The organism is Shewanella sp. SR44-3 (assembly GCF_014163735.1).
Lineage (GTDB): Bacteria > Pseudomonadota > Gammaproteobacteria > Enterobacterales > Shewanellaceae > Shewanella.
The window spans coordinates 99533-121156 of sequence record NZ_JACJDV010000003.1; the positions used below are offsets into that span (position 1 = coordinate 99533).

A 21624-nucleotide genomic window follows, 5' to 3' on the forward strand; every position below is an offset into this window, starting at 1 on the left:
TAAATATACAAAAGGCTTCTTTTTAGAAGCCTTTTCTCTTATTTACCAATCCATTGGCTGTTTTTTGTACCTGATATACAAGAACTATTGTTTGAGTTCTTGCTCGAACAGTCTATAAATGCGGCGGTATTCATCAAGCCAGCTTGAAGGCTGTTTAAAACCATGGGGCTCTACTGGGTAAATGGCTGTTTCAAACATCGGCTTTTCAAGTTCAATTAAGCGTTGTACTAGACGTACACTGTCTTGAAAGAAGACGTTATCATCTAGCACACCGCTCATTATAAGCAAGGGTTTCTGTAAGCCTTGGGCGTGCTCAATGGGTGAGCTACGTTCAAAAGCTATAGGGTCATCATCCGGAGTATTTAAAATATTCGATGTGTAACCCGCATTATAATGTGCCCAATCTGTCACAGGCCGAAGTGCAGCGCCTGCTTGGAATAACTCAGGCTCATTAAAGAGTGCCATAAAGGTTAAGAAGCCGCCGTAGGAACCACCGTAAGTACCCACCTTATTAGCATCAACATTAACATGTTTCGCCATCCAAGCGACGCCATCTTTTAAGTCTTCAACTTCTGGATGCCCCATATTGCGATAAATCGCAGTGCGCCAATCACGGCCGTAACCTTTTGAGCCACGATAATCCATGTCCATCACCACATAACCTTGCTGGGCGAGTAGATTATGGAACATAAACTCACGGAAATAGCCAGAAAAACCATAGTGAGCATTTTGCAAGTAACCTGCACCATGATTAAAGATGACTGCTGGGTACTTATCGGCTTGAGTCGCATCATAGCCTTCGGGTAAGTAGACTCTGGCATGCACTACTCCAGCGCCATGGCTTGAGGGTACAGCAACAATTTTAGGCGCCTGCCAAGGGTACTGCTTAAACTCAGTACTGGTGTCGTCAGTCAGTGCAGTGCGCGCGCCACCTATTGCTTGGATATAGAGCTCATTGGGCGTCGTTAAGCTTGATGCGGTTAACAATAATGATTGACCATCTGGACTAAGGCTGTAATCTAAAGTGCCTTTCCAGTTCGTGAGCTGCTCAGATTGACTGTTTGCTATCTTAACTCTATGCACGTTATAAACACCTGGGTGCTCATTGTTAGCACGGTAATATATATGCTTGCCATCCTTTGATAGCGTTAAGGAGTCGACCACAAATTTTCCCTGAGTCAACGCAACTGAACTTTTGCCCACTTGTTTTAGGTACAGCTGTGAAAAGCCACTTTCTTCAGATAGGTAATAAAACTTATCGCTATCTGGCACCCAGCCAAACTGGTTATAGTCATAATTTATCCAGGCATCATCATGCAGTCTGTGCTCAGTAATAAGCGTACCTTTATTAAGGTCTACACGGGCAAGCCAGCGGTCTTTATTATCAACAGATTCAAGCAGCACTAACAAATCAGTGCCGGCATCATTCCATTGAATTGCGCTTTGATTCCAACCCCAATCCTGCATTAGTTGTACTTTTCGCACTTGGGATTGGCTTTGATAAGTCTCGCCTTTGGCCTTGGCATTCTCAGCTTTAACACTGGCAAGTACGTCTTGATCAAATCCTGTAAGACCTTCAATGGTGATGTCTTTTTTAGTGTGGCTCTCTAAATCCAATAGCACCAGACGCTCACCAGGCGGATTGTCTTCAGCGACCCGCGCGCGTGCTGGCACCGCATCAACATAGCCATCCTTACCTAAATAGTTAGGCATAATGTCATGCTCGCTACGCCAGTCGTAATCTTTGTCCACTAAGGACAATAATAGGTAACGGCCATTGGGCGATAAACTCAGCTCAGATACCACTTCAGAATCACCTAAATACCAGCTTTTATTAGCAAAACTAGGATCTTGCAGGCTTAAAATCTTGCGGCTTGCTTGCCTTTCTTTGGCTTTATGGTGCTCTTTAGCAACAAACTGGATCAGTCTATGTTGCTGCTTAGCAATATAAGTTTCAGGTTCCGCAACTTCTTTAGGGGCTTTACTCATTAGGATTGCCGCTATTTGCTCAATCAGGCCGCTGTCTTGATGCAGACGATAAACATTATTCCCTTGCCAATAGGCCACATCGCCATTATTTAAGAAGCGGGCACCGTCTATTGCATCATTTTGACGTGTCAGCTGCTTGATATCCCCAGAAACGAGATCTTTAATAAATACGTTACCCTGATAAAGATACACTTTTTTATCTTTAGCTAAGTTTAATTCACCGCCGCGCTGATCAGCTAAATGAAGCTTAGCCACAGTTATAGCCTCAGCTTTAGTTTGAGTTAATTGCTGCTGATAAAGCTGCGCTGTGGCTGCCTCACTGGGCTGGCGACTGAAATACACAGATTGACCGTCATCACTCCAATAAGCACCTTGAGAAGCGATTCCCATCCAATCTGGATCAGCCATAATTTGCTTTAGGGTAAGCTTGTTTGCAGCGATTGGTGGACTCGCAAGCGGCGCTGTTATGACGGGATTGGCATCAACTTGAGCTTGCGGACTTTTATCTGTAAGGCTACAGCCACTGACAATTGCGACAGACAGTGCACTGAAGGCGAAATTTCTCATAAAACGCTTCATGGAACATCCCTTTTTTATTAGTTTTGCTTTAGAAAGTTGGCCAGTAATTCATGGCCTTGTAAGGTTAAAATCGATTCTGGGTGAAACTGTACCCCATAGAGCTTAAGCTTTTGATGGCTCATGGCCATAATTTCACGCCCATGTACTGGGTCATCATACCAAGCGTCGAGTTCAAACCCTTCAGGCACTGAATCGACGATAAGCGAATGATAACGTGTTACCTGTAATGGCTGAGCCAATGCGTTAAACAGGCCTTTGCCCTGATGACTGATTTGACTAGTCTTGCCATGCATAACACGTTTGGCGCGGATAACATTGGCGCCGAAAACTTGTGCTATGGCCTGATGCCCAAGACATACCCCTAAGATGGGGAGTTTACCCGCAAAATGTGCGATAGCCCCTAGAGAGACTCCGGCTTCATTTGGGCTGCACGGCCCAGGAGAGATAACCAGATGGCTTGGTGCTAAGGCGCTTATATCTTCAAGGCTTATCTCATCATTTCGCTTAACCAAGATATCTTGCCCCAACTGCTGAAAATACTGCACCAAGTTAAAGGTAAAAGAATCATAGTTATCTATCATTAACAGCATTGCTGCTCCAGCATCAAACACCCTAAGGTTAATAAAGTTTATGATATAAAAAAACCAGTCAATTGACTGGTTTTTAGTTTGCGCGCTGTTAGCTTATTCAACCAAAGTTAAATGGCTACGGCGCTTGGTTGTTTCTTTAGGCGCTTGCGCTTCTTCTGAATTTGTATCTTTAACACTAGACAAGGCTGGTGCCACTGAAGAAAGCTGATCTAGCTCACTTTCAATCATATAAGCATCTTCCATATCAAACACTGTGCCAGCACCGTTTTCACGGGCATAAATAGCCACAATGGCCGCTAATGGGACAACCACTTGTTGTGGTACCCCACCAAAACGGGCATTAAATTCAATAAAATCATTACCCATGTGCAAACTGGCCACTGCACCTTCGGCAATGTTAAGTACGATTTGACCGTCCTTAACAAACTGCTGAGGTACTTGAGTCCCTTTTACAAAGGCATCCACAACCACATGCGGCGTCAAATGGTTATCCATCAACCATTCGTAATAAGCACGCAACAAATATGGACGATTAGCAGTAATAGCTGTCATTACATGCCCATGCGCATTTCGCGCTCAGCCTCAGTTAACGATGCTTTAAATGACTCACGTTCAAAAATGCGTGTCATGTATGCATTGATATCTTTAGAGGTGCGACTGTCTAAGGTAATACCTAGTACAGGCAAACGCCATAATAATGGACCAAGATAGCAATCCGTCAGACCGAATTCTTCGCTCATGAAATACGGCATTTCAGCAAAAACCGGCCCTAAAGCTACTAAGTTTTCAGTCAGTTCCTTACGAGCAGCATCGGCTTTCTCACCCTTACGGATACGTTCAACCAAGCTGTACCAATCAGAATCGATGCGATGCATCATCAGACGGCTTTGACCACGAGAAACTGGATAAACAGGCATCAATGGTGGATGTGGAAAACGCTCATCCAAATATTCCATAATGATACGTGACTCATACAAAACTAATTCACGGTCTACCAAGGTAGGCACAGAGTTATATGGATTTACTTCCAGTAACTCCTCAGGCTTATCACTTGGGTCTACCTGTAAAACATCTACAGTAACCCCTTTCTCAGCCAGTACGATACGTACTTGATGACTATATAAATCATCGGCACCGGAAAACAGTGTCATGATAGAGCGTTTGTTGGCAGCAACAGCCATTGATACCCTCCAGAGTCGTAAAAAACAAAACAAACGAGGGGCTAAGCCCCCCGTTTACAGTATGCGGATAATGTATTTTACCCGTTATTGATGGCTAGTGCACATCTTTCCAGTATTCTTTCTTCAACAAATAAGCAATGATAAAGAAAATAAACAGGAATCCAAGTACCCACACACCCATAGCCTTACGTTCAAGCTTCACAGGTTCAGCAGAATAAACCAAGAAGCCAGTGATATCACGTACTGCTTGATCGTACTCCTCAGCCGTTAACTTGCCACCAGAAACCACAAAAGTGCCATCTTCTTGTTTAACAGCTATACCTTGTAGATCTTCAAGTACATGAGGCATACCCACTAATGGGAACACGGTATTATTCACCCCAAAAGGACGGCTTTCATCTGCATAAAAGCCCTTAAGGTATGAATAAACCCAGTCTTCACCACGCACCCTTGCAACTAGGGTCAAATCTGGTGGCGCCGCGCCAAACCAATTTGCAGCATCTGCAGTAGGAATGGCATTTTCCATAAGCTCACCAATTTTAGCATCAGTAAACATATAGTTTTTGCGCATTTCATCAACTGGAATGTTCAAATCTGTGGCAACGCGCTCATATCTTTGATATTGAGTGCTATGACAGCCTGAACAATAGTTCTGAAACAGACCTAGACCACGTTGCAATGATTCAGTGTCGTGTAAGTTAACATTAGCATCTTCTAAGTGAGCATTGCCACCCGCAGCCATAGCCAAGCTAGGTAACAAGGTCACTAAAGCAATAAGTAGTTTTTTCATTAGTGCGTCAACCTCGCTGGAACTTGCTTAGTTTGTTCATTCTTACTGTAAATCCATAACAATAGGAAGAAGGCAAAATAAGTCACAGTGAACACACGTGCAGCGATAGTTAGCTCAGGTGTTGCAGGTACGGCACCTAAATAACCTAGCACAATGAATGACACTGCAAATTGACCAATGTTCAACTTGTGAGTCAGGCTACGGTAACGAACCGATTTCACTTTACAGCGATCAAGCCAAGGCAATACAAATAACACAGCAATCGACAAGCCCATTGCCACCACACCTAATAATTTATCAGGGATAGCACGTAAAATGGCGTAGAAAGGTGTGAAGTACCAAACTGGCGCAATATGTTCAGGAGTCTTCATCGGGTTAGCCGCTTCGAAGTTAGGACCTTCCAAGAAATAACCACCACCTTCTGGAATGAAGAACAACACATAACAGAAGAAAATCAAGAAACCAGCCACACCCATGATGTCTTTAACTGTGTAATAAGGGTGAAAAGGTACTGCATCTAAAGGCCAGCCATTCTCGTCCTTATTCTTCTTAATCTCGATACCGTCAGGGTTGTTTGAACCCACTTCGTGCAATGCCACTAAATGCAAGAACACCAGTACCACTAACACTAATGGCAGAGCGATAACGTGTAAGGCAAAGAAACGATTTAAGGTAGCGCCTGAAATAACATAGTCACCGCGGATCCACAGTGTCAGGTCATCACCAATAACAGGGATAGCACCAAACAAGGAGATGATTACCTGAGCGCCCCAGTAGGACATCTGCCCCCAAGGCAGCAAGTAGCCCATGAAGGCTTCTGCCATTAGCACCAAGAATATCAACATACCGAATAGCCATAACAGCTCACGTGGTTTCTGATATGAACCGTAAATTAAACCACGGAACATGTGCAGGTAGATCACCACGAAGAATGCTGAAGCACCGGTGGAGTGCATATAACGCAGCAACCAGCCGTATTCAACATCACGCATTATGTATTCAACAGAAGCAAAAGCACCCTCTGCTGAAGGGATATAGTTCATGGTTAACCAGATACCTGTTAGTAGCTGATTTACCAGTACTAACATGGCTAGCGAGCCAAAGAAGTACCAGAAGTTGAAGTTAGTTGGCGTCGCATATTGGCCAACGTGGCGATTATAAGTCGCCGTCATTGGGATACGTTCGTCAATCCAATCAATTAAACCTTTAATCATTATGCCGCTCCTTGGTCTACACCTATGATGACTAAGCCATCATTGATGTACTGATGCGGTGGGATCACTAAGTTCAATGGCGCCGGAACGCCTGAGAACACGCGTCCAGCCATATCAAATTTAGAACCATGACATGGGCAGAAGAAGCCAGAAGTTATCCCCTGTACTTGCTCACCAAAGGTATCTGGTAAATAAGTCGGTGAACAACCTAAGTGAGTACAAATGCCGACGGCAATGAAATACTCAGGCTTAATTGAACGCACAGCATTGCTTGCATAGGCAGGCTGCTGCATTTCTTCAGAGTTAGGATCACGTAATTGGTCATCTAAAGAAGGCAATTGATTTAGCACTTCTTCAGTACGACGGACAATCCATACAGGCTTGCCGCGCCATTCGACACGAATTAACTGACCTGGCTCTACTTTACTGATATTTACTTCGACCGGTGCACCTGCAGCTTTCGCTTTGGCACTCGGATTCCATGACTTGATGAAAGGAACCGCTACAGCGACGGCACCAGCACCACCTACTACGGCGGTTGCGGCTGTCAGGAATCTGCGACGTCCGGTATCGACTGGCGCATTGCTCATCCACTTATCTCCCAGAGGGTGTTGGAATTTTTATAGTTCAATATTTTAGCGGCTTTAGGATCACTAAACGCTAAAATCTTAGTTTGAGGCGGTGCTCATTATAGCTAAAAACTAGAAGCAGATCATAGAGAAAACACACAACTAAGTTAAGGATATTGCTAATAATGGGGTATTAGAGATAAGCCTTTTGGCTAAATATCGGATAAAAAAACCAGTAAACAACCAATAAATTAAATTAAGTCATTGAATTTTATGAGAACAACTTAATAAGCAGTATCTAAAATAACTTTTTAGTCAAGTTGCCACCTAAATCACAAAAAAACCAATAATGAGAATAAATTTATCATTATACGAGCAAATTTCATCCACCTTAATGAGCAGATACAAAAAAGCCCGACAAGTCGGGCTTTTCAATTTAAACGCTAAATGGGTCAACAAACTAGTCCAACTAGCTTAGTTACCTTTACCTGAAATCGATTTCATGTACTTAAAGAAATCACTATCAGGCTCAAGTACCATGATGTCATTATTGCCAGCGAAACTTTCTTTGTACGCTTCTAAGCTACGTAAAAAGCTGTAAAATTCAACGTCTTTACTGTAGGCATCAGCATAAATTTTTGCCGCTAGCGCATCACCTTCACCACGAGTGGTCAATGCTTTACGCTCAGCTTCAGCAATTTTTACCGTCACATTAGCATCAATGGTTGCACGAATAATTTCAGCTTGCTCTTTACCTTGAGCTCTATGCTCTTTGGCAACCGCTTGACGCTCGGCGCGCATACGCTGATAAATACTGTTGCTCACATTAGCTGGTAAGTTGATCTGCTTAACACGCACATCAACCACTTCAATGCCTAAATCCTTAGCACTTTCAGATGCATTTGCCAACGCATCAGTTTGTAATTCATCACGCTTACCAGACACAATCTCTTTGATAGTACGGCGACCAAACTCGGTGCGTAAATCGTTGTTGATTTTACGCTGTAACAAGGTTTCAGCATTGGCCTTGATACCACCATTAGTGGACAAGTAATACTTTTCAAAATCACTAATACGCCACTTCACATAAGAGTCGACCATAAGATCTTTTTTCTCTGATGTCACGAAGCGATCAGCGGCACCATCTAAGGTCTGAATACGCGCATCTAAATGACGAATTTTGTCGATAACAGGGATTTTAAAGTGTATACCAGGTGCAAAAACACGGGTAATTAACTGGCCATCTATATCATCTTTAAGCACTTTACCAAAGCGAGACACGATAGCCCGCTCACCTTCAGTAACCACTAAAATTGACGATAAGCTTAAGCCTAATACCGCCACTAAAATCACTAATCCAAATCTACCCATGGATTACTCCCTCCCTTGGCGAGTACGTGCTTCACGAGACATACGTCCGTCTAAGCTCATGCTATTGCTAGAGTTTGTACTGTTAACACCCGTAGACAAAGAGTTCACATGCGCTTCAACTTGCGCACTAGTAGGTTTATTTCTCGAACCTTGATTAATCATTTTATCTAATGGTAGGTACATCATGTTGCCACTGTTTTTAGTATCAACCAGTACCTTATTGGTGTCAGCAAGCACAACTTGCATTGCATCTATATATAGGCGATTACGGGTAACTTCAGGCGCAGCTTTATATTCAGGTAATAGCTTCTCAAAGCGCGCGACTTTACCTTCAGCCTCTAATACTTCACGTTGCTTATAAGCACTGGCCTGCTGGAACATACGCTGTACTTCACCGCGAGCTTTTGGCTCAATTTCACGAGCATAAGCTTCAGCTTCACGAATAAAGCGCTGTTCATCTTCTTGAGCTGAAATTGCGTCATCAAACGCATCTTTCACTTCTTCAGGAGGACGAGCAGGCAAGAAGTTGACGTCGACAATCACTAAACCTAGCTTGTAGGGGTCAAGAATAAGCTCAAGCTCTTTCCAAGTGTCACGGCGAATAGCATCACGACCTGTCGTCAAGATATCATCCATGCGATTATGACCCACAACGTAACGCAGGGCACTGTCTGTCGCTTCACGTAAGCTTTCGTTAGCATCAACCGCACTAAATAGGTACTCATAAGCGTTAAGTACGCGATACTGAATATCTAGTTCGACTTTAACCACGTTTTCATCTGAAGTTAACATGCTGCCTGAGGCTGGCACTGAACGTACAGTCTCAACATCAACAGGGTAAACCTCATCAATGAAGGTGGCTTTCCAATGCAAACCTGGGCCCACTTCTTCTTGGAATTGACCAAAACGCAGCATCACACCGCGTTCCGCTTCCTTGATGGTATATAGACCTGAAGCGGCCCAAACAACCAAAGCGATAACCGCGAAAATGACAAAGCCTGCAGTACTAAATGAAGCGCCTGAACCGCCATCACCTTTGCCACTGCCACCGAATCGCTTCGATAAATTACGGAACACCTCGTCTAAATCCGGTGGTCCTTTGTCGTTATTACTTTTATTTCCCCAAGGGTCTTTACCCTTGTTACCGGGCTCATTCCAAGCCATTTAACACTCCATAAGTGGATGAAATAATGATATTACAAAATAACATCTGTTTCTGAGGCTTCAAAAACAAATGTCTCTAATTCGCCTTGGCTCTGCTTAATCATGCGGCGCCAATCGGCATCCAGTAAACGTATTTTCACAATACAATTACCTAAATCGTCGTACTCTTTTTGCTCAATGACATCAAGCTTATACAGTTGTCCTAGATAATGTCCACCAGTGGCAGGCACTTTAAGGATCAATTCAAGCACGATATTACCGACTAACTCTGTAATGGCTTGCAGCAATAAATCAAAACCTAAGCCTTTTTGAGCCGATAACCATACCCGCTCTGGACTACCATCTTCAGCGTAATCAATCCGTGGAGCAAAATCTTCCAACAGGTCGATTTTGTTGCATACCACCAACTGCGGGATCTCATCGGCATCAATTTCTTTAAGTACATCTTGCACTTGATCGAAATTGTCTTTCATATTGTCATCGGCACAATCAACAATATGCAGCAATAACTCTGCTTGCCGCGTTTCTTGCAGCGTCGCCTTAAAGGCAGCAACAAGGTCATGAGGCAGATGACGAATAAAACCCACGGTATCGGCCAAAATCACCGCTCCATCGGGCAAATCTAATTTACGCAAGGTAGGATCTAGTGTGGCAAACAATTGGTCAGCGGCATACACCTCTGAACTTGTTAAACCGTTAAATAATGTAGACTTACCTGCGTTGGTATAGCCAACCAAAGAGACAGTTGCTAAATCGCTGCGTTTTCTTGAACGCCGGCTTTGCTCACGCTGTTTATCGACTTTTTCGAGGCGGCGATTAATATTCTTAATCCGTCCACGAAGTAAACGTCTGTCAGTTTCCAGCTGAGTTTCACCTGGGCCTCGCATGCCTATACCGCCTTTTTGGCGTTCAAGGTGAGTCCAACCACGAATAAGACGCGTTGACATGTGACGCAGTTGCGCTAGCTCCACTTGTAACTTACCTTCGTGAGTTCGAGCTCGTTGGGCAAAGATATCCAAAATTAATGTAGTGCGATCTAATACCCTGCAATGGCACACCCGCTCGAGATTTCGCTCTTGGGCTGGGCTTAAGGCATGATTAAAAATCACCACTTTAGCTTCGGTGGCAGCAACCATGGCTGCCAGTTCTTCCGCTTTACCTGTACCGACAAAAAACTTACGATCAGGCGCACGACGACTACCAGTGATCACTCCAACGGAGCGAGCACCTGCAGATTCAACTAGCAGTTGCAGTTCCACAAGATCTTCACGACGTTCATCGTCAGAAAAATCAATATGAACCAGTACCGCAGTCTCTCCAGACTCGTAACGATCAAACAAAAAGTGTATTCCTTCTAGGCTGTTTATTCAGCAGGCGCATCATCGTGCTGAACATAGCCAGGCTGGGTACCTTGATGCGCTGTAACGTTCAATGGACGTGACGGCACCACGGTAGAAATGGCGTGTTTGTAAACCATTTGGCTTACTGTGTTTTTCAACAAGATCACAAATTGATCGAAAGACTCAACCTGACCTTGTAGTTTGATCCCGTTTACCAAGTAAATTGATACTGGTACACGTTCACGACGCAAAGCGTTCAAAAATGGGTCTTGTAAAGATTGCCCCTTAGCCATTGGATGTTCCTTTTTTATTTTATAAAGAATCAGAAATCTGTTTTATTGTTTAGTTTTAGTATTATACAGCAAGGACGAATAAGCTAGCCGCTTTGCTGTTGAAGTGTAACTAAATTACTTTTATCGCCACTTTCTAGCCAATGCACATCAGGCCAACCACGTAACCATGTTAATTGACGTTTCGCTAATTGCCTAGTAGCGGCAGTGGCTTTTTCGACCATAGTCGTATAGCCGAACTCACCTTCAAGGTATTGCCAGCACTGCCTATAGCCCACACAGCGCATCGAAGGTAAATCTAAATGTAAATCTCCTCGCGCCATCAAGGTCTTAACTTCTTCAATAAAGCCTTGCTCGATCATGATTGTAAAGCGTTTAGCAATCAATTCATGTAGTACTTTCCTATCAAGTGGTGCTATCGCAAATTGCACCACGTCATAGGGTAAGGCGGCAGGTTTAGTCTGAGTCAACTCAGTCATGGTTTTGCCACTGATATAAAACACTTCAAGCGCTCTAGATAAACGCTGGGGATCATTGGGGTGTATCCTTGCACCAGCCACAGGATCAATATTGCACAAATCTTGATGCAGAGCTTCCCAACCTTCTGTATCGGCACGGGTTTGAATTTGTTGACGTATAGTTTCATCTGCGCTGGGTAAAGGTGATAAGCCTTCCAGCAGTGCTTTGAAATACATCATGGTGCCACCGACTAAGAGTGGCGTCTTGCCTCTTTTGATAATCGCTTCAATCTCAGCGATAGCGTCACGCCTGAAATCTGCTGCCGAGTAACTTTCGCTTGGATCTAAAATGTCGATCAACTTATGTGGTGCAAGTGCAAGTTCTGCAGCATTGGGTTTGGCCGAGCCAATATCCATCTGCCGATAGATCAACGCCGAGTCGACAGAAATAATCTCACAATTATGCTTTTGCGCCATTTCGATGGCTAAAGCGGTTTTTCCTGAAGCCGTAGGCCCCATTAAAAACAATACTTTTGGTTGTGATGCGTTATTCACTCAAACTCTCTTTTAACCATGCTTGCCAAGGTAATACTTTAGCCTTTTCTAACAGATCTTGCTGCTCAGGCTCTGATAATAAACAAAATCCTTGCCATATGTCCGTTAAGCTTTGTTCATGCTTGTGAGCGTGTGTTGCAAGCCAAGCACTTAATGCAGGCATTGCAGGCACTTGATGCTCAATCCATTGTAATAATTCAGGGATCAGCACGGCTAGCTGGCTCTCTCTCAAATATGGGGGCACTTTCTTAATAATCAACTGCTGATAGCGAATTGTCAGCTCTAATCCCAATTGTCTGAGTAAAGCCTCTCTTTCTTGGAGGATATCGACCCAATGTTTATCCGCTTTTACCGCAACTGGCATCAATAACGGCTGGCTCACAAGCCCAGTTGGTAACTTATTATTGATTTCTTTTTGTCGTAAATATAGCGCCACATCCTGCAGTGCTAACAAACTTAAACGCTCCCCTTGAGGCAATACCCAGTATTGCTTAGCAAGCACAGCTGGCATTAAAACTTGGGTAGCAGCTTGAGCTTGGCCCACTTGAGATTCATTAACGCTATTGATGGGTGGCTTAACTTGCTCACTTAAACTCTCATTGAGTGCGCCATTGTGATTTGGATGAGTCACAAGTTCCGGGGTTGTTAATAATTGAGCATAGCCGTCAACCGCACGCCTTGAAACTGTTGCAGAGCTTGAATAAGTGCTATGGGCACTATTTGAATAGCCATGATTAGAATGACTGCTGTATGTTTGTGGGCGATACTCACTTTGCGAAGCTGAAATACGGCCAAATTGCGATACGCCAGCACTGGCCTTACGAGCAGAACTAAAACCAGAGCCAGAACTAGAACTCCCACAGCTAAAGTCTTCGGTGCTAGCAGCAATCTCATCGTCCAATTGGGTATTTTGATTTAGTGGATATTCAACAGATGGAGCTTTAGCTAGCGCCTTTTCTGGTAATTGAGCCAATGCCGATTGCAGCGCCTGCAGAATAAAATCGTGCACATAGCGGCTCTGGTGGAAACGCACTTCATGCTTAGCGGGATGCACATTCACATCCACTTGATGTGGGTCTAAGGTGAGTTTAAGTACATAAGATGGCTGTTGATGCCATTGATGCTCGGCGAAGGCTTGGCGCACCGCATGGTTAACCAGTTTATCTCGCACCAGTCGGCCGTTGACATAAAAGTAGCTGGTATCAGAAACACTGTTGTCATGGGGCGACTGAATGTACCCCTCAAGCACTAGACCGTCATGTTCACAGTCCAAGCTAATGGCTTGCTCTGCAAAACTTCGACCGCAAATTTGCGCCAACCTTTGCTGCAACTGAATTTCAGTATTAGCCGGCCGATATTGCCGTACCACTTTGCCATTGTGGGTCAAACTGAAATGGATATCAGTACGAACAGCTGCGATGCGCTTTAGCCATTCATCGATATGGGTAAATTCAGTTTTATCGCTCTTAAGGAAACGTCTTCTGGCTGGGGTGTTAAAAAACAAATCCACCACTTCTATAGTGCTACCCTGTGGGTGCGCCGCAGGCATTAGACTCACATCCATTTGTGAGCCTTCGGCGTGAGCTTGCCAAGCTTCTGTCTGCTCAGCGGTTTTTGAGGTTAACGTAAGGCGGGACACTGAGCTAACGCTGGCCAATGCTTCCCCCCGAAAACCAAAACTTAAAATAGCTTCTAAGTCATCTAAGCTGTGCACTTTTGAGGTTGCATGACGAGACAGCGCCAAGGCTAATTCCTCTTTGGGGATACCTGAGCCGTTATCTCGTATACGAATAAGCTTGCTGCCGCCCTTATCTATCTCAATATCGACCCGAGTCGCACCAGCGTCTAAGCTATTTTCCACCAATTCTTTCACCACAGACGCAGGTCTTTCTACCACTTCTCCCGCAGCGATTTGGTTGGCAAGTTGAGGTGGTAAGATATGAATTGGCATAATCTGCTAAGCTCTCGGGATCACAAGGTTTTGACCCACGTGCACCACATCTGATTTAAGGTTATTGGCTTGTTTTAATCGTCCAACACTCACTTGATAGCGCTGGGCAATCACTGAAAGCGACTCTCCGCGGGCAACCTTATGTTTTTGGCTACCAACACTATTGCTAACACCTCTTTTAGCAAGCACGGTATCGCTGGGCGCATTGCTAGCGAAATACCTCAAGACGCCAGAATGTATCGCTCTAGCCAATTTATCTTGATACACACCACTTTTAAGCTGACGCTCTTCATAGGGATTAGAAATAAAGCCTGTTTCCACCAAAATAGACGGAATATCCGGAGACTTTAGCACAGCAAAACTTGCTGCCTCGGGCTTATGTTTATGCAGCTTAGTCACTGAGTTCAAATCTTTTAATATATCCCCTGCAATAGCATGGCTGATGGCCATAGAGCTATTCATCGACATATCCAGCAAGGTCATTGCAAGATATTGCTCGCTGTCAGTATTTTGAATAATTTCACCCGCGCCGCCCAGCAGCTCAGAGTGTTTTTCTTTTTGCTCAAGCCAGCGACCAATTTCACTGTTAGCGCGGCGCATAGACAACACCCACACTGAGGCGCCCTGAGGCTTAGGAGAGGTAAATGCATCGGCGTGAATTGAAATAAGTAAATCCGCTTTACTGGTTCGCGCAAGTTCAGAACGTTTATTCAAATTAACAAAATAATCACCACGACGGGTCATCACAGCCCGCATACCTGGAGTTTGATTAATTTTGGCAGCTAAGCGGTTAGCAATTTCAAGCACCACTCGCTTTTCATGGATCCCCGAAGGGCCTATGGAGCCGGGGTCTTCACCACCGTGACCGGCATCAATGGCGATGACCACATCTCTCAAACCTTGGCTAGATGAAGTTAAATTAGTGGGACTTGAACTGCTTGAGCTCGAACTAGAGCTTGCCAATTGTCCTGCAGCTGAATCATCTAAATCTACCACTAAGCGATTACCATAAGGCGCGGTAGGCGGTAGCGAAAACAAATTGGCTTTAACGGGTTTATGCAAATCTAAAACTAAGCGTAAGGTGCCTTTTTTCGGCGGGGTGCTGTAGCGAATACTTTTGATTAACTTACTGTTATTGGCAACTTTAGCCAAATTAACCCCAAGATGAGTATCGGCTAAATCAACCACTAATCTATGAGGTTCACTAAGGGTGAAATCGGCGTATTTAGGTGCCTGAGTTAAGTCAAAAACGACCCGTGTTGACTCCGGAGCAGCCCATATACGCACGCTGTCTAGCTTATTACTGGCCCAAGCCGCTAGGCTAGCCGAGCTCAACAATAGGCCGAATAAGATTTGAGTGACGATAATTCTATGATTCATTATTATTTTAAATTATTCAAAATTATCTGCCCTGCCGCAGATTTGGCTGCTATTTTTATTTGTCTTTGTAAGCCTTTATAACTTAAATCTATGTGCAAGTCAGCCTCTGGCAACATACCAAAGCCTCTATCTGGCCATTCAACTAAGCAGACACTGTTGCTATTGAAGTAATCACGGATCCCCATAAACTCAAGCTCTTCTGGATCTGCAACTCGGTAAAGATCGAAGTGAAACACCTCAATATCGCCTAATTCATAGGGTTCAACCAAAGTATAGGTCGGGCTTTTTACTGCGCCTTGATGGCCTAGAGCCTGAATAACCCCTCGGCTTAAGGTGGTTTTCCCCGCCCCAAGCTCGCCCGTTAAATACAGGGTGAATGGCGGTGTCAACCCTTTCGCAATGGCTTGGCCCATGGCGACACTGGCTTGTTCATCGGGAAGATCTTTTATCAACACTGTCATTTTCTTCTAGGCTCATTACCACTAAAAACTAAAGTGGCTAAATATACCAGAAACCCACAGTTAAAACCCACAGCAACAATGGATATTTCCCTCCGATATCCTTTCTTTAAAGTAAATAGACAAAACCAATTGCCATCTATTAATTATCTAATCACGCTGCGGGTATGCAAAGAGGGATTAAATGTCTTCCATCCGCTGCACGTTATGAACTAAGCGTCGCTGCTGGTTTTTTTCCACTGCGACTAATTCAGATAAGGCGCTACGAATTTCTTGAGTTGGGGCTAAGTCTGCTCCCTGTTGCAACAAAGCTAATAACCGATTTTCTAAATCCAAGTGTAATTCCAACACATCCTCATCGTTAGCGTTAGGCGCAAGGTTTATGGCTTTACAGCGCTTGGAAAAATCTTCAAACACAACGCCATCATACCAAGTACCTAAAATACGTGTAGGTGCCTCTGCGAGATAACGCGCCAGTGCATCATGGGCTTGCTGTTGGTTTTTTCCCAAATAGTCTAAAACCATTTTTACTCGAGTCGAATCCACATGCTGACTTAGGCGGCGATATAAAGTTTTCATCTCCAATCTACCGCTGGCAATAAGCTTAAGCAGTTCACTGAGCTGTTGAATACGCATGATTATGTTCTCATTAAGTTAAACTCAAAGGCGGACGTAAAACTCTTATCCTGCCTAACATCTCGTCCCCTTAAGTATCAGTGATTGCTCACATAATTGATTTGAAGCCGATCACGTTTAACCTACCACAAATCTAACCAACATCATCGCCATAGCTTTCACCTTTAGCATCGGCTGGCGACAAGCCTGGCCGCTACTCACATTTGCCAGCACAAGTGCTATTACCAAGTTCATTATCATCAACTTATTTCGCAGGGGCTTAGCCAATAAACAGGCACAACAACGGCGATTAACGTTCACGATTGAGAAATAGATGGAGCAGATTAAGTGTTAACTGAAGAAGGGGCTGAACTAATCTTGTGTATTTGGCAATTTAGATTAAAGGTTGTACTGAAGAAGATTGGAAACATAAGGGATTTTACATAAGACTGGAGCGACCTGCTCTTGTAAAGAGTGGTTCGAACTGATGACCTATGCCTTAGCAAACAGAAATGGTATCGACTATTTCAACAAACTCAACTGAGCTAATGACGTTTAACAGTGGTAATTAACATAGGAGATTAACATAAGATTGAGCGACCTTCTGTTGTAAAGAGTGGTTCGAACCGATGACGCTGTTATCACTTCTAGCTTGGCAAGAAAGAGGGTATCACACTTACAACAAACTCAACTGAGCTAATGACTTTTAACAGAGGTAATTAACAGAGGCAATTAACAAGAGATTGGAGCGACATATCGGGTTCGAACCGATGACCTATACCTTGGCAAGGTATCGCTCTACCAACTGAGCTAATGTCGCATAAAACTTGGTATTTTGGTGCGACCAGCTCTTATAAATAGTGGTTCGAACCGATGACATGAAGATCACATCATTAAAATTTGGAGCGACATATCGGGTTCGAACCGATGACCTATACCTTGGCAAGGTATCGCTCTACCAACTGAGCTAATGTCGCAGATCTATCTATTTTCTAAAATTTGGAGCGACCTTCTCTTATTAAAGAGCTGTTCGAACCGATGACGCCGTTATTACTTCTAGCTTGGCAAGGTATCACTCAACCAACTGAGCTAATGTCGCGTATTTTTTGCTTTTTTAACTAATTTGCAAGGTATCGTCTTACAACCTATGCCAACTGAGCTAATGTCGCAGATCAATTTAACTTTCTAAAATTTTGAGCGACCATCCCTACTAAAGAGTGGTTCGAACCGATGACGCTTTTTATCACTTCTAGCTTGAAAAGAAAGTGGGTATCGGCACTTATAATCAACTCAACTGAGCTAATTATCGCTTTCAAAATTTGGAGCGACATATCGGGTTCGAACCGATGACCTATACCTTGGCAAGGTATCGCTCTACCAACTGAGCTAATGTCGCCTATCTTTGCTTCATTTATAGCAATTCGCAAGGTATCGTCTTTCAACCTATGCCAACTGAGCTAATGTCGCATTTCAAACTTTCAAACTTTCAAACTTCAGTTTTCTATTATTCAGAGTTGCCACTCTGTAGAAAGTTGAGGCCGCATTATAGGGAATATTTACTTTGCTGCAACCCCTAATTTTAAAAAAACTGTCTGATTGGTTAAATTTTAAATACTTCCTTGCGATAAAACTGCAATTCGGCGATAGACTCTTGGATATCTTGCAATGCTTGGTGAGTGCCCTGCTTGGTAAAGCCTTTCATGGTTTCTGGTGACCAACGCTTAACCAGCTCCTTAATCGTGCTTACGTCCACATTGCGGTAATGGAAGTATTCTTCTAGCTCGAGCATGTATTTGTTCAAGAAACGTCTATCTTGACCAATACTGTTACCGCACATAGGTGAGGCGCCTTTTGGCACATACTGGGCTAAAAATTCAATGGTTTGTGCAACAGCGTCAGCTTCAGAGAACTGACTTGCTTTAACTCTATCAATTAAACCTGATTGACCATGGTGCTTTTGATTCCAGTCATCCATTTTCGCCAACGTTGCATCGCTTTGATGAATCGCTATCACTGGACCTTGGGCTAAGATATTAAGTTCAGAGTCTGTCACTATTGTGGCAATTTCTATGACAACATCTACCTCAGGCTCTAAGCCTGTCATTTCAAGATCAACCCAAATCAGATTATTTGCATCCGCTGTCATAAGTCCGCCTATATATGTCTATGCCTAAATTCAGGCTTTTTTACCAAAGAGGGTGTATCATACTGTTTTTTTGAAGCACAAAAAAACCTATTTGGTGAAGATTAGCCTGTGAGTAAAAAGAAACCCCTAAGCCAAGGCCAACTGCGACGCATGCGTGATAATCAAAGCAAGCGACTTAAACGCAGCCAAACTCAAGATAGCACCAGTGAATTGCAAGACAATTTGCTAGGTCCTGAGCAGGCTGGCGTTGTTATCTCGCGCTTTGGCCAACACGCCGATATTGAGACTCAAGATGGTGCAACTGCGCGCTGTAATATTCGCCGCGCTGTCACCAGTTTAGTGACTGGCGATAAAGTGATTGTGCGTCTTGCGACTGAGCAACATTCAAGCTCAGGCATTGGCGGCATAGTTATCGCCGTGCATCCGCGAACCTCTTCACTGACGCGCCCCGATCTCTACGACGGCGTTAAGATTATCGCTTCAAACATCGACCAGATTTTAATTGTCTCGTCTGTGTTACCAAGCTTTACCACTCAGATCATCGACCGCTATTTAGTTGCCTGTGAAGATACCGATATTCCTGCGGTAATTATCTTAAATAAAACCGACTTGCTGACCGATGAAAACCGCCCTGAAATCGAAGCGGCCTTAGCAAGATACAAGGCCATTGGCTATCCGGTGTATTTCATCAGTAGTCACACAGGTGAAGGCGTCGATGACATAAAAGATTTACTCAAGGATAAAGTCAGCGTCTTTGCGGGGCAATCCGGTGTGGGTAAATCATCGCTTATCAATGCTCTCATGCCAGATGCCGAGCTAATAGTGGGCGATGTGTCAGGTAACTCAGGTCTGGGTCAACACACGACCACCACGGCTAAATTATTGCATTTCCAAAGTGGCGGCGATTTGATTGACTCCCCAGGGGTGCGAGAATTTGCCCTGTGGCACTTACCTGCGTCCCGCGTTGGCTGGTGTTTTGTAGAGTTTCGTGATTTTATCGGCACTTGTAAGTTCCGTGATTGCAAACACGGCGACGATCCCGGTTGCGCCCTGCAAGAAGCCCTTGCTGCGGGTAAAATCACCCAAGACAGATTCGATAATTACCATAAAATCATTGCTAGTTTAGATGAACAAAGACATGCAAGACATTTTCGTAATGCCGACGAATAATACTTAATCTCAATTTAAAAGATAGAAAGGGGATCCAATTGGACTCAGTAAAAATTGCATTGCAGTACATAATGCCAAAACACTTAGTGTCTCGCCTTGTAGGTAAATTCGCCGCAGCCAAAGCAGGCGCCCTGACTCAAGCCTTTATCAACTGGTTTATCAAGCAATACAAAATTGATATGTCAGAAGCAGCTCAGAGCGATCCTAAAGCCTACGCCAGCTTCAATGAATTTTTTACTCGTGCCTTAAAAGACGGCATTCGCCCTCTTTGCCAAGAAGACGGCATCATGGTGCATCCCGTTGATGGCGCTGTAAGCCAACGCGGTCCCATTGAAGCGGGCCAAATCGTGCAGGCTAAAGGTCATCAGTATTCATCGGTTGCGCTATTAGGCGGCGATGAGAAAGATGCGATGCGTTTCGACAACGGCGACTTTGCTTGTATCTACTTAGCACCGAAAGATTACCATCGTATCCACATGCCAATCACTGGCACCCTGTCTAAGATGATTTATGTCCCAGGTGAGCTGTTTTCGGTTAACCCATTAACGGCGCAAAATGTGCCAGGGTTGTTTGCCCGTAACGAGCGCGTGGTGGCGATTTTTGAAACCCAAGTGGGCCCACTTGCCATGGTATTGGTCGGTGCGACTATTGTTGCCAGTATAGAAACTGTGTGGGCTGGCACTGTGACGCCGCCTGCGGGTAAGCAAGTCTTTACTTGGGAATACCCAACCACGGGCACTGAAGCACTAACCTTAGAAAAAGGCGCCGAAATGGGCCGCTTTAAACTTGGCAGCACAGTGGTAATGTTATTCGCCCAAGATGCTATTGATACCTTCGCCCCAGGCGTTGCCCCAGGTGAGACCACTCGCATGGGCCAAAAATTTGCCAATCTAAATAAAAGTAAGTAAAGGCTAATTAAGCTGTTCACACCCCGCAGCCGCTGTGGGGTGTTTTCATTCTCACGTTAACTCCCACTGAAACTCCGATAATTAATACTTTGGCTTTTGTTTGCCAGTACTAAGCACTTCACTTAGGATAAGCAAATACCTTCATTAATCTAACTCATATTATGCTGATATTCGCCCATCGCGGTGCCAGTGGTTATGCACCTGAAAACACTCTCATCGCCTTCGATAAAGCCCTCGCTCTTAATGCTGAAGCCATAGAGCTCGATGTGCATAATGTTGAAGGGGAATTGATGGTATTTCACGATCGCCACTTGGCAGGGAAAAGTAATGGCAAGGGGTTAATACATCAGCAAACCTTAAAAAATTTAAGCAAACTCAGCGTGCAAGGCGAGCCAATCCCTAGCCTGTGGCAAGTGCTAACCCTTGTTGCAGCCCGTTGCATAGTCAATATTGAGCTTAAAGGGATAGGCTGCGTTGGCCCTTTTATTGCCATGTATACCAAGGCCATCGAGGAGCTTAATTTCAAGCCAGAGCAGCTGCTAGCCTCTTCTTTTAATCATTTGTATCTTGCCCAAGTGAAACAGGCCCTGCCTCAGTGTCACGTTGCCCCGCTACTTGCTGGCATTCCGCTCAATTTAGCCCAAGTCGGCACTGAGCTTAACGCTTACTCCATCAATCTCGACATTGGCTTTATCAATCAAGCTTTAATCGCTGACGCCCACGCCAGAGGACTTAAGGTGTACGTGTATACCGTCGATGATGGCGATGATATTCGCGCACTCAAACACTTAGGCGTCGATGGTATTTTCAGTAATTACCCCGATAAGGCCAAACTTGCGCTAACGCAAAAAACACCGGCTGATTATCGCCACTGGTTTGAATAATCTCAATTTCAATTAAGGTTAA

General features: G+C 44.3%; 20 protein-coding genes and 3 tRNA genes. 3 read left to right on the forward strand and 20 right to left on the reverse strand.

All coding sequences use genetic code 11. The annotated features are described in order from the left end of the window. Positions 1–84 precede the first annotated feature (84 nt). From H5073_RS02795 to orn, 20 genes are all read right to left on the reverse strand, one after another. On the reverse strand, positions 85–2568 hold the full coding sequence (locus tag H5073_RS02795) for a S9 family peptidase (protein ID WP_182676758.1): 2484 nt from the start codon (positions 2566–2568) through the stop codon (positions 85–87). 17 nt (positions 2569–2585) lie between these two features. After that, positions 2586–3158: an aminodeoxychorismate/anthranilate synthase component II gene (locus H5073_RS02800; RefSeq protein ID WP_182676760.1), complete on the reverse strand. Its 573-nt coding sequence runs from the start codon at positions 3156–3158 to the stop codon at positions 2586–2588. A gap of 93 nt (positions 3159–3251) precedes the next feature. Further along, entirely contained in the window at positions 3252–3710 is a 459-nt protein-coding gene (locus tag H5073_RS02805) for a ClpXP protease specificity-enhancing factor (RefSeq protein ID WP_182676762.1), read from the reverse strand. After that, positions 3710–4339, reverse strand: a complete 630-nt coding sequence (gene sspA, locus H5073_RS02810; protein WP_182676764.1) for a stringent starvation protein SspA — start codon at positions 4337–4339, stop codon at positions 3710–3712. Before sspA ends, H5073_RS02805 begins: the two co-directional genes overlap by 1 nt. A 94-nt stretch (positions 4340–4433) precedes the next feature. Beyond that, positions 4434–5129, reverse strand: a complete 696-nt coding sequence (locus H5073_RS02815) for a cytochrome c1 (protein ID WP_182676766.1) — start codon at positions 5127–5129, stop codon at positions 4434–4436. Then, complete coding sequence (locus H5073_RS02820) at positions 5129–6343, reverse strand: cytochrome bc complex cytochrome b subunit (protein ID WP_182676768.1); 1215 nt, start codon at positions 6341–6343, stop codon at positions 5129–5131. Before H5073_RS02820 ends, H5073_RS02815 begins: the two co-directional genes overlap by 1 nt. After that, entirely contained in the window at positions 6343–6933 is a 591-nt protein-coding gene (gene petA, locus H5073_RS02825) for a ubiquinol-cytochrome c reductase iron-sulfur subunit (RefSeq protein ID WP_182676770.1), read from the reverse strand. The genes H5073_RS02820 and petA overlap by 1 nt, the downstream gene beginning before the upstream one ends. 453 nt (positions 6934–7386) lie before the next feature. Beyond that, positions 7387–8283: a protease modulator HflC gene (gene hflC, locus H5073_RS02830; RefSeq protein ID WP_182676772.1), complete on the reverse strand. Its 897-nt coding sequence runs from the start codon at positions 8281–8283 to the stop codon at positions 7387–7389. Positions 8284–8286: 3 nt separating this feature from the next. Then, the gene (gene hflK / locus H5073_RS02835; protein WP_182676774.1) at positions 8287–9447 is read right to left on the reverse strand and encodes an FtsH protease activity modulator HflK; all 1161 of its coding nucleotides are present in this window, start codon (positions 9445–9447) and stop codon (positions 8287–8289) included. Between the two features lie 32 nt (positions 9448–9479). Then, positions 9480–10787 carry a ribosome rescue GTPase HflX gene (gene hflX, locus H5073_RS02840; protein WP_182676775.1) on the reverse strand — a complete coding sequence of 436 codons (1308 nt, stop codon included), beginning with the start codon at positions 10785–10787 and terminating at the stop codon, positions 9480–9482. Positions 10788–10810: 23 nt separating this feature from the next. Then, positions 10811–11080 carry an RNA chaperone Hfq gene (gene hfq, locus H5073_RS02845; protein WP_182676777.1) on the reverse strand — a complete coding sequence of 90 codons (270 nt, stop codon included), beginning with the start codon at positions 11078–11080 and terminating at the stop codon, positions 10811–10813. Between the two features lie 83 nt (positions 11081–11163). After that, positions 11164–12090 (reverse strand): tRNA (adenosine(37)-N6)-dimethylallyltransferase MiaA, encoded by a 927-nt coding sequence (miaA, locus tag H5073_RS02850; RefSeq protein WP_182676779.1) that lies wholly within the window; start codon positions 12088–12090, stop codon positions 11164–11166. Further along, the gene (gene mutL, locus H5073_RS02855; RefSeq protein WP_182676781.1) at positions 12083–14041 is read right to left on the reverse strand and encodes a DNA mismatch repair endonuclease MutL; all 1959 of its coding nucleotides are present in this window, start codon (positions 14039–14041) and stop codon (positions 12083–12085) included. Before mutL ends, miaA begins: the two co-directional genes overlap by 8 nt. Positions 14042–14047: 6 nt before the next feature. Then, positions 14048–15421 carry an N-acetylmuramoyl-L-alanine amidase gene (locus H5073_RS02860; protein WP_182676783.1) on the reverse strand — a complete coding sequence of 458 codons (1374 nt, stop codon included), beginning with the start codon at positions 15419–15421 and terminating at the stop codon, positions 14048–14050. 2 nt (positions 15422–15423) lie between these two features. Next, positions 15424–15882: a tRNA (adenosine(37)-N6)-threonylcarbamoyltransferase complex ATPase subunit type 1 TsaE gene (tsaE, locus tag H5073_RS02865; protein WP_182676786.1), complete on the reverse strand. Its 459-nt coding sequence runs from the start codon at positions 15880–15882 to the stop codon at positions 15424–15426. A 177-nt stretch (positions 15883–16059) separates the two neighbouring features. Continuing rightward, positions 16060–16515: a hypothetical protein gene (locus H5073_RS02870; RefSeq protein ID WP_182676788.1), complete on the reverse strand. Its 456-nt coding sequence runs from the start codon at positions 16513–16515 to the stop codon at positions 16060–16062. A gap of 723 nt (positions 16516–17238) precedes the next feature. Continuing rightward, positions 17239–17314: transfer RNA gene (locus tag H5073_RS02875), tRNA-Gly, on the reverse strand. Positions 17315–17395: 81 nt separating this feature from the next. Continuing rightward, positions 17396–17471 (reverse strand) — tRNA-Gly (locus H5073_RS02880). A gap of 343 nt (positions 17472–17814) precedes the next feature. Next, a tRNA-Gly gene (locus tag H5073_RS02885) sits at positions 17815–17890 on the reverse strand. 204 nt (positions 17891–18094) lie between these two features. Next, complete coding sequence (orn, locus tag H5073_RS02890) at positions 18095–18640, reverse strand: oligoribonuclease (RefSeq protein WP_182676790.1); 546 nt, start codon at positions 18638–18640, stop codon at positions 18095–18097. 108 nt (positions 18641–18748) lie between these two features. On the opposite strand from orn, the gene rsgA reads away from it, so the two are divergent. The 3 genes from rsgA to H5073_RS02905 all read left to right on the forward strand — a co-directional run bounded on the left by rsgA (position 18749) and on the right by H5073_RS02905 (position 21602). After that, positions 18749–19810 (forward strand): small ribosomal subunit biogenesis GTPase RsgA, encoded by a 1062-nt coding sequence (gene rsgA, locus H5073_RS02895; RefSeq protein WP_182676791.1) that lies wholly within the window; start codon positions 18749–18751, stop codon positions 19808–19810. Positions 19811–19848: 38 nt separating this feature from the next. Continuing rightward, positions 19849–20718 (forward strand): archaetidylserine decarboxylase, encoded by an 870-nt coding sequence (asd, locus tag H5073_RS02900; RefSeq protein ID WP_182676793.1) that lies wholly within the window; start codon positions 19849–19851, stop codon positions 20716–20718. 161 nt (positions 20719–20879) lie between these two features. Further along, on the forward strand, positions 20880–21602 hold the full coding sequence (locus H5073_RS02905) for a glycerophosphodiester phosphodiesterase (protein ID WP_182676794.1): 723 nt from the start codon (positions 20880–20882) through the stop codon (positions 21600–21602). Positions 21603–21624 lie beyond the last annotated feature (22 nt).